This is a genomic window from Mesorhizobium sp. LSHC420B00 (genome assembly GCF_000503055.1).
Lineage (GTDB): Bacteria > Pseudomonadota > Alphaproteobacteria > Rhizobiales > Rhizobiaceae > Mesorhizobium.
This window is the reverse complement of record NZ_AYVY01000009.1, coordinates 280,726-289,250: the sequence shown is the minus strand read 5'-3', so window position 1 is coordinate 289,250 and position 8,525 is coordinate 280,726. Positions and strand designations below refer to the sequence as shown.

The following is an 8,525-nucleotide window of genomic DNA, read 5'->3' as shown; positions in this document are numbered from 1 at the left end:
CTGCGCGGCGGACACGCCGACGTCACAGCTACTGCCACGCCATTTTTGCAGAACTTGACGCACACAACTCCTCCGCCGCCAGGCACCGGCGGCAAGCATGCGGCGGACCTGCCGTTTCGCCTCCCACGAAGACGGTCCGCAACGAAACGGCGCCCGGATGATCCGGGCGCCGTTTCCTTGTGTTCTGGCCGCAAGCTGTTGTTTCAGGCGGCCTTGCCGTTGGCGTTCAGCGCTTCGTCGGCCAGCCGGCCAGTGAGTTCGGCCATGTGGTCGAAGACGGCCCGGTAGCTGGCGACACCCGCAGTGGCAGAGCGCAGCTCGATGATGAGGTCGCCGATCTCGGCCTGCGGCATGGTCGCCTCGACAACGTCCCATCCCGGCCAATCAGGCCGCGCGTCGTAGCCGAGGATCTGGCCGCGCCGCTGCGGGATCAGCGCGATGATCTTCGACGTCGCATCCGACGGCGTGACGATCTCGACCTTCATCACCGGTTCGAGCAGCACCGGCGAGCACGCGGCCATACCTTCCTTCATCGCCAGCTTCGCCGCCATCTGGAAGGCCATATCGGAGGAATCGACGGCATGGTAGGAGCCGTCGGAAAGGTTGACGGCAACATCGACGACCGGGAAGCCGAGCGGCCCGGATTTCAGGTAATCGCGCACGCCGGTCTCGACCGACTGGATGTAGGTCTTCGGCACGACGCCGCCGGTGATCGTATCGGTGAACTGGAAGCCTGACCCGCGCGGCAGCGGTTTGATCTCGATCACCACGTCACCGAACTGGCCGTGGCCACCCGATTGCTTCTTGTGGCGGCCGCGCTGCTGCGTCGCTTTGCGGATCGTCTCGCGGTAGGGCACGGCCGGCACATGGCCTTCGACCGGGATCTGGTTCTTGCCTTCCAGCCGCTCGCGCACGACGCGCAGATGCATCTCGCCATGGCCAGACAGCACGGTTTCGGCCGAATCCTGGTTGTGATGCAGGTTGAGCGAGGGATCTTCCTCGGCCAGGCGCTGGATGGCCGCCGACATCTTGACCTCGTCCTTGCGCTCTTTCGGCCGCAGAGCGAAGGCGAAGACCGGTTGGGGCGGCGCCAGCGTGACCAGCGGCTTGATGCCGCCCTTGGTCGAGCTCAGCGTCTGGCCCGTCCTGACGGCGTCGAGCTTGCCGAGCGCGACCGTGTCGCCGGCCTTGGCCGAAGTCAGCTTGATCTGGTCCTTGCCGAGCATCTTGTAGATGCCGGAGACCTTTGCCGTTTCGCCATTGGAAAGGAACAGCTCGGCGGCGTCGGCGACCTGGCCGGACAGGATGCGCGACACCGATAGCTTGCCGCCATGCGCGGTGTGGACGGTCTTCATCACCTGGACCACGGTGGCGTTGCCATCGGGCGCGCCGAGACGCTGGCGCGTCGCCTCGATGTCGGGTGCGTCGTGACGGATTGTCTTCAACAGGCGCAGCACGCCATTGCCCTTCTCGGCGGTGCCGATCAGCACCGGCGTCACTATGCCGTCGCGCAGGTCGGCGGCAAGATCGTCGAAGATGGCATCCTTTGGCGGTTCGATCTCGTCCAGCAATTGCTCCATCAGCCGGTCGTCATTGTCGGCGAGCGTCTCCAGCATGGAAAAGCGCGCCTCGAGCTCGCGCGCCTTGTCGTCGCTCGGGATCTGCGCGACCTCGCTCTCGGCATATTCGCGGTAGATGTAGGCTCGCTCCAGAGCAAGATCGATCGAGCCGATGACGACACCGTCCTTGCGCAGCGGGATCTGGCGCAGCAGCAGAGGCACCGAGCTTGCAGGCTGCAGCATCTTCAGCGTGTCGCGCACGCCTGCTATCGCCTTGTCGACCTTGTTCAGGAAAAGGATGCGCGGCACGCCGAGATCATCGAGCTTGCGCATGATCAGCTGCAGGGCAGGGATCTTCTTCTCGTCGGCTTCGGCGACGACCACGGCGACGTCGCAGGCGGCCAGCACCGGCTCGGCTTCGAAGGAGAATTCGATGGAACCGGGACAATCGACGAAGGTGAACGGCTCGCCCATGAATTCGGTGGTAGCGAAGGTCGCCTCGACGCTCATCGCATGGGCACGCGCCTCGGGCGAATGATCGGAAACGGTATTTCCCGACGAAACGGGATTCTGGCGGGGAATGGCGCCTGTACGGGCGAGTATGGCTTCGAGAAGTGTCGTCTTACCGCTTGCGAAGGGACCGACTATGGCAATGCATTTCGGTCCCGTGCGTCGTCCTCCGGCGCGAGTACCCATGGCTGACCTCCACTCAGGCGTTTCCCTGTGAGCGGCGGCCGGCCTGTCGGCCGTCGCGGGCGAGGCTTTTTTCAATTTGCCACCTACCCAAAGGGCATCGTCCCACGGGCAGGCCGGGAGGGCAAGGGATTTGAAGTTGAAGGGATTGGAAGTTGACGTTCAGCCGGTGCCGGCTAGGCGCGACGCCAGCGGGGTTGCGTCCACGCGCTGCACTGCCACCGTCTCGGCAAAGCGCGCGAGCAGCGGATTGAACAGGTCCGCACGTTCCCAGAAAGGCGCATGCCCGGCGCCGGGGACGATTTGGCAATGCTCCCACAGCGAGCCGTAGGCGAGCGTCTCAAAATAGCCGAGCCGGACGAACGGATCGTTCTCGCCATTGACTATGGCGACCGGAAATGCGGCTTGCTCGACCACCTGTCGCTGGTCGGCGCCCTTGCCTGTGAGCATGCCGCGCGTCACCGCGGCGCGCAGCCGGCCGTCGGTGCGCAGGATGGTTTTGCGGAAGGACGGGTCGGCGGTGTCGCCGAAGCAGAGCGTTTCGAAGCGCTCGGCATCGCGTTCGGAATACGTCTTTTTGGACGCCAGCAGCATGTCCCAATGCGCATGGAAGCCGCGCAGCATGCCGAAAGGGCCCTTGGATACCGGCGGCGCGCCGGTTAGCATCAGCCCGCCGACGGCGCGGTGGAAACTCGCGAGCTCGATTGCCACGTGCCCGCCAAGCGACCAGCCGAAGACGACGGCGCGGCCGATCCCCAAGGCATCGAGGAGCTGAGCCGCCGACTGGGCAAGGCCGGCGATGGTGTAGTCCGTCGCCGGATCGCGGGCGTCAGACGATTCGCCATGGCCGGGCAGGTCGAAAGCAATCAATCGATGGGCAGCGGCCAACGGGCTGTCGAACTGGCGGGCGAATACGGCGCGCGAACTGCCCGAGCCGTGGATCAGGACAAGCGGGATGCCTGGTCCCGACGACTGGCTGAGGCGCAAATCCGCTTGCGGCGTGCGGATCGTGCGGTGGGAAACGGCCATAGCTGGTTGGACCTTCGGATTGTCTCGAGGTCAACATCGCATGCCGAGGTCACCATGTTGTTTAGAACGGTGGTTAAGAAATGATTTCTCGGTTTCTGCCGAGTATGATGCAGCGAATCCACCACAGCTAACCCCGGGACCCTGATGATGGAATCCACACTCGACCTTCTCCTCTCGATCAGCAGCATCGCCACGCTCGGCCAATATGCCTGGTCGATGCGCGCGCATTTCCAGTCATCGAGCATGTCTCAAGGCGCCATGATCATTTCGGCCGTCGTGGTCGGCACGGCGCTGTTCTTTCTTGCACTGCTGTGGATCGAGCGGCAGCCGGTTGCAGCGAAGATCGTCGGGCTCGCCATCGAACTGGCAAGCTCGGCGCTTTTCTGGTGGGCGATCTCGGTCTCACGCAAGGCGCGGCTGCGTTTCGCGTTCGATCCGGACAATCCCGACAGCCTGGTGACCGAAGGCCCTTATCTCCATGTCCGCCATCCGTTCTACACGTCCTACATCATCTTCTGGATCGGATGGGGCATCGCGACCTGGTCGGTGTGGGCGGTGGTGCCGGTCGCCGGCATCGTTACGATCTATGTGATCGCGGCCTTGGACGAAGAGCGAAAATTTTCGCGGACAAGGCTGGCCGATGCCTACAACGCCTACCGCACGCGCACCGGCCTGTTCTGGCCTCGCCTTGCCCGTAGCCGGGCAGGACATGCAGCCGGCATCGGACGAAAGTGGTAGGGTCTAAGTCCGCACACCGAGGAATCAAATCGAGGATTGCGACGATGAAGATCATTGCCTGCGGCAGCGTGCCGACGATCGTTGCGCCGGAGACATATTTCACCGGCCGGGTTTTGCAGACGCCGATCATCGAGAAAGAGGCGCCGGCGCGGCTCAGGGCCACGCTGGTCAGCTTCGAGCCCGGCGCCCGCACCCACTGGCACACGCATCCGCTCGGCCAGACGCTCTATGTCACGTCCGGTGCCGGCCTCGCGCAAAGCTGGGGCGGGCCGATCCAGGAGATCAGGGCCGGCGACGTCGTCTCCTTTGCGGCCGGCGAAAAGCACTGGCACGGCGCCGCGGCCAAATCGGCGATGACCCACATCGCCATGCAGGAGGCGCTCGACGGCTTGCATGTCGACTGGCTGGAGAAGGTCAGCGACGAGCAGTATGGCGGCTGAAACGTCTCAGGCCAGCGAGGCAGTAAAGCGCTGGATGCGCGTGCAGGCCTCTTCGAGCAGTGTCTCCGATGTGGCGTAGGAGATGCGGAAGTTCGGGCCGAGGCCAAAGGCCGAGCCGAAAACAACCGCCACGCCCTCGGCCTCGAGCAGTTCCGAGCAGAAGGTTTCGTCGCTGTCGATCACCTTGCCGCTCTTGGTCTTCTTGCCGATCAGCTGGGCACAGGAGGGATAGACGTAGAAAGCACCCTCCGGCGACGGGCAGGTGATGCCGCGCGCCTGGTTGAGCATCGAGACGACGAGATCGCGCCGGCCCTGGAAGATCGCCTTGTTCTTCGGGATGAAATCCTGCGGGCCGTTCAGCGCTTCGACCGCCGCCCATTGGGCGATGGTGCAGGCGCCGGAGGTCTGCTGGCCCTGGATCATGTCCATCGCCTTGATCAGCGGCACCGGGCCTGCCGCATAGCCGATGCGCCAGCCGGTCATGGCATAGGCCTTCGACACGCCGTTCATGGTCAGCGTGCGCTCATAAAGCTTAGGCTCGACCTCGGCGATCGTCTTGAAGACGAAGTCGCCATAGGTCAGATGCTCGTACATGTCGTCGGTCAGCACCCAGACATGCGGGTGCTTCAACAGCACGTCGGCCAGGCTCTTGAGCTCCGCTTCGGTATAGGCGGCGCCCGAGGGGTTGGACGGCGAGTTCATCAACAGCCATTTGGTGCGCGGCGTGATCGCCTTCTCCAGCACGGCCGCCGTCAGCTTGAAGCCGTTGTCGATCGAGGTCTCGACAAAGGCCGAGGTGCCGCCGCAGATCGCTACCATTTCGGGATAGCTCACCCAATAGGGCCGCGGGATGATCACCTCGTCGCCGGGGTTCAGTGTCGCCATGAAGGCGTTGAACAGGATCTGCTTGCCGCCGGTGCCGACGATGGTCTGCTCCGTCCGGTAGTCGAGATTGTTCTCACGCTTGAACTTTTTCGCGATTGCTTCGCGCAGCGGCACGATGCCGGAGACCGGCGGGTACTTCGTCTCGCCGCGGCGGATCGCCTCGATTGCGGCGTTCTTGATGTTGTCGGGGGTGTCGAAGTCCGGTTCGCCGGCGCCCAGCCCGATCACGTCCCGGCCGGCGTTTTTCAGCTCGCGCGCTTTCTGCGTCACCGCGATGGTCGCGGAAGGCTTTACGCGGGAAAGGGCGTCGGCAAGAAAGGCCATGAGAGATATCTCCAGAAAGCACCGGCGCGGCGAAGGCGCCGCGGCGCCTCTCATGTCGCATCATCTGGTCAAGCGCAAGCCCCGGCGCAAGCCCAGCGCAGGCATTGTCGAATGAGCCAACGCGCAATGCTGGCAACAATAAATTCATCAACGATCGGTAAAAGCTTGAACGGCAGGACCGTGGCCGGTCTGCCAGTCTCGTACAGCGAGGAACCGTGACGCGCAGCATCGAGCTTGCCCATATCATCCGCCATGATGACGGCACCGCCAGCGGTGTCTGGGGGCTCTATACGCTGCAAAGCGCTTTCCAGCCGATCTTCGCCTTCAACAAGGGCAAGCTTTCCGTCGTCGCCTTCGAAGGGCTGATCCGGCCGTTCCGCGACGGCGAGCCGCAGCAGCCGATGAGTTTCTTCAACAGCTGTCCGGCGGTCGACCGCCTGCATATCGAGGCGCTGACACGGACGCTGCACCTTCTGAACGCCGGCGCCTGCCTGCCGCGAGACGCCTCGATCTTCATCAATTTCGATCCGTCGGTGTTCACCGACCGCGGCATCGCCGACAAGGCGCTGCGCGACATGCGGCTGGTGCTGCACGAGGCCGACATCGATCCGCGCCGCGTCGTCTGCGAGGTCACCGAGCAGAAATCGGCGTCGCAGGAAACGCTCTACAATTTCGTCGAGGCGCTCAGGGGCAACGGTTTGCGCATTGCAGTCGACGATTACGGCGCCGACGAATCCGACATCAATCGTATCAAGGAACTCAGACCCGACATCGTCAAGTTCGATGCCGACTGGATCATGACGCTGATGGAATCCGGTGCCGGCTTCGCCTTGCTGACCGCCATGGTGACCAGCTTCGAAGAGCAAGGCATCCGTACGGTATTCGAGGGCATCGAGACGGGCTGGCAGCTCGAGCTTGCCGAAAAGTCGGGCGCCTCGATGGTGCAGGGCTACGTGCTGGCGCGCCCTGAGCTCGCGCCGACCAGCTTCCGCGTCTTCGACACGAGCGGGCAGGCGGCCGCGGTGTCGGCCGATGCGGAGAAGGTGCCTGCGGCGGTTCCGCCATCGCGACGGCCGATGCGGCCCTTTGGCCGCAGGGTGGCATCGTGACCGGGCAAGCCGACATGCGGCGCAAGGTCGGAGAGGCGATCTTTGCCGACGAGGTCGGCATCGAATATGGCGTCTACGGCGCATTCCGGCTGAGGAGCGCCTACCAGCCGGTCTTCGCGTCGCGCGGCAGATTTCTCGCCGCCGTCGCGGTCGAGGGACTGATCGAGCCGCATCGTGCCGGCAGGCCGGTGGCGCCGCAAATGTTCTTCGAAGGCGTGCCGGCAGCGGATCGGCTATTTGTCGAAACCATATGTCGGGTGCTGCATTTGCGCAACTTCCGCAACATCGGCGTCGACGGGCTCGACCTGTTCTTCAACTACAATCCGCTGATCAACGATGACCCCGCACGGGCGCTGGCCGAAATCAGGCTGATGACCAGGCATCTGGCGGATTTCGGCCTGCATCCCGGCATGCTGGTCTGCGAGATCACCGAGCAGGCTGCCGGCGACAAGGTGCTTGTCAGCCTGGCGCGCGAGATGCGGCGCGACGGCGTCCGTATCGCCATCGACGATTTCGGCACCGGGCATTCGACGGAAGAAAGGGTCGCGCTGGTGCAGCCCGACATCGTCAAGATCGACGGCACCTGGTTCGCCGAATTCTGCCGCCATGCCGCCGCCGAGCGGTTTTTCCGGCCGTTGGTTTCGACGCTGCACGACCGTGGCGCCAAGGTGCTGGTCGAAGGCATCGAGAACGCCACGCATCTGCGCGTCGCGCTGGATGGCGGGGTCGACCTGCTGCAGGGTTTTTACCTCGCCCGACCGGCGCTGGCCGGCACGCTGTTCGACGAGGAGCCGCTGTCGATCGACGGGCTGCTTGGCAGGGATAGCAACGTCATTCCCTTGTTCGGCTAGGATATGTCGAGATTCAAGTGATGCCGGCCTGCGAACGGCGGTTTCCTGCGCTTCCGGTGCTCACGTACCCAAAGTACGCTCCGCTCCGGTTCTCGGAACCCACCAGTCTGGTCGCTTCGCGCCCGTCTTCGACTCCGGCTCGGCCTGACTTGAATCTCGATATATCCTGAAATGCATCAGCGGCGCTGATGGTTACGCCAAAACAAATCACTGGATGAAGCCGCCGCTGCCGCGATAGAGGCTGGATCAAGCCCGGAGACGGGTGGTTGCGAGCAAGGGGGAGCACCGATGATACTCTATGGAATGATCGACAGCGGCAATTGCTACAAGCCGCGCCTGTTGATGGCCAAGCTCGGCATCGCTTTCACCAATGTCGAGGTCAGCTCGCACACCGGCGACACGCGCAAACCCGACTATGTCGCGAAAAACCCGAACGCCATGGTGCCGCTGCTCGAACTCGACGACGGCCGCCGGCTGGCCGAATCCAATGCCATCCTGCTCTACCTCGCCGAAGGCACGCGGTTCCTGCCGGCGGACAGATACGAACGCGCGCTGGCCTATCAGTGGCTGTTCTTCGAGCAATACAGCCACGAGCCCTATATCGCCGTGCGCAGAGCGCTGCTGACCTTCCCTGAAAGAGCCAAGGACGCGACGCCCGAGCGGCTGGCGCTGACGCTGGAGCGCGGCAACAAGGCGCTCGGCGTCATGGATAAGCACCTAGCCGGGAGCAGCTTCTTCGCCGGCAGTGCGCTCAGCGTCGCCGACATTGCGCTCTATGCCTATACGCATACGACCGAGACGGGCGGCTTTCAGCTCGACGCCTATCCGGCGGTCGCCGCCTGGCTGCAACGGGTCGAGGCCGACCCGGGGCATGTGCCGCTGGAGTGGTTGCCTTAG

At 63.9% G+C, this 8,525-nt stretch carries 8 protein-coding genes; 5 read left to right on the top strand and 3 right to left on the bottom strand.

The genetic code is table 11. From position 1 onward, the window contains the following. Nucleotides 1-203 precede the first annotated feature (203 nt). Entirely contained in the window at nucleotides 204-2,255 is a 2,052-nt protein-coding gene (locus X760_RS55480; RefSeq protein WP_023719381.1) for an elongation factor G, read from the bottom strand. A 159-nt stretch (nucleotides 2,256-2,414) separates the two neighbouring features. Continuing rightward, nucleotides 2,415-3,281, bottom strand: a complete 867-nt coding sequence (locus X760_RS55475) for an alpha/beta hydrolase (RefSeq protein WP_023719380.1) — start codon at nucleotides 3,279-3,281, stop codon at nucleotides 2,415-2,417. Nucleotides 3,282-3,425: 144 nt separating this feature from the next. On the opposite strand from X760_RS55475, the gene X760_RS55470 reads away from it, so the two are divergent. Beyond that, on the top strand, nucleotides 3,426-4,019 hold the full coding sequence (locus X760_RS55470; RefSeq protein WP_245278596.1) for an isoprenylcysteine carboxylmethyltransferase family protein: 594 nt from the start codon (nucleotides 3,426-3,428) through the stop codon (nucleotides 4,017-4,019). A 44-nt stretch (nucleotides 4,020-4,063) separates the two neighbouring features. Next, complete coding sequence (locus tag X760_RS55465) at nucleotides 4,064-4,459, top strand: cupin domain-containing protein (RefSeq protein ID WP_023719378.1); 396 nt, start codon at nucleotides 4,064-4,066, stop codon at nucleotides 4,457-4,459. A gap of 6 nt (nucleotides 4,460-4,465) precedes the next feature. Here X760_RS55465 and X760_RS55460 read toward each other — a convergent pair whose 3' ends face one another. Then, nucleotides 4,466-5,668 carry a pyridoxal phosphate-dependent aminotransferase gene (locus X760_RS55460; protein WP_023719377.1) on the bottom strand — a complete coding sequence of 401 codons (1,203 nt, stop codon included), beginning with the start codon at nucleotides 5,666-5,668 and terminating at the stop codon, nucleotides 4,466-4,468. 215 nt (nucleotides 5,669-5,883) lie between these two features. Between X760_RS55460 and X760_RS55455 the strand changes: the two genes are divergently transcribed. From X760_RS55455 to X760_RS55445, 3 genes are all read left to right on the top strand, one after another. Continuing rightward, nucleotides 5,884-6,777 carry an EAL domain-containing protein gene (locus X760_RS55455; RefSeq protein WP_023719375.1) on the top strand — a complete coding sequence of 298 codons (894 nt, stop codon included), beginning with the start codon at nucleotides 5,884-5,886 and terminating at the stop codon, nucleotides 6,775-6,777. Further along, entirely contained in the window at nucleotides 6,774-7,628 is an 855-nt protein-coding gene (locus tag X760_RS55450) for an EAL domain-containing protein (RefSeq protein ID WP_023719374.1), read from the top strand. Before X760_RS55455 ends, X760_RS55450 begins: the two co-directional genes overlap by 4 nt. A 288-nt stretch (nucleotides 7,629-7,916) precedes the next feature. After that, nucleotides 7,917-8,525 (top strand): glutathione S-transferase family protein, encoded by a 609-nt coding sequence (locus tag X760_RS55445; protein ID WP_023719373.1) that lies wholly within the window; start codon nucleotides 7,917-7,919, stop codon nucleotides 8,523-8,525.

Excerpts from the sequence above, each read along its gene's own strand:
- X760_RS55475 (WP_023719380.1), bottom strand. The coding sequence starts at position 3,281 with ATGGCCGTTTCCCACCGCACGATCCGCACGCCGCAAGCGGATTTGCGC.
- X760_RS55445 (WP_023719373.1), top strand. The coding sequence starts at position 7,917 with ATGATACTCTATGGAATGATCGACAGCGGCAATTGCTACAAGCCGCGC.
- X760_RS55460 (WP_023719377.1), bottom strand. The coding sequence starts at position 5,668 with ATGGCCTTTCTTGCCGACGCCCTTTCCCGCGTAAAGCCTTCCGCGACC.
- X760_RS55465 (WP_023719378.1), top strand. The coding sequence starts at position 4,064 with ATGAAGATCATTGCCTGCGGCAGCGTGCCGACGATCGTTGCGCCGGAG.
- X760_RS55470 (WP_245278596.1), top strand. The coding sequence starts at position 3,426 with ATGATGGAATCCACACTCGACCTTCTCCTCTCGATCAGCAGCATCGCC.
- X760_RS55480 (WP_023719381.1), bottom strand. The coding sequence starts at position 2,255 with ATGGGTACTCGCGCCGGAGGACGACGCACGGGACCGAAATGCATTGCC.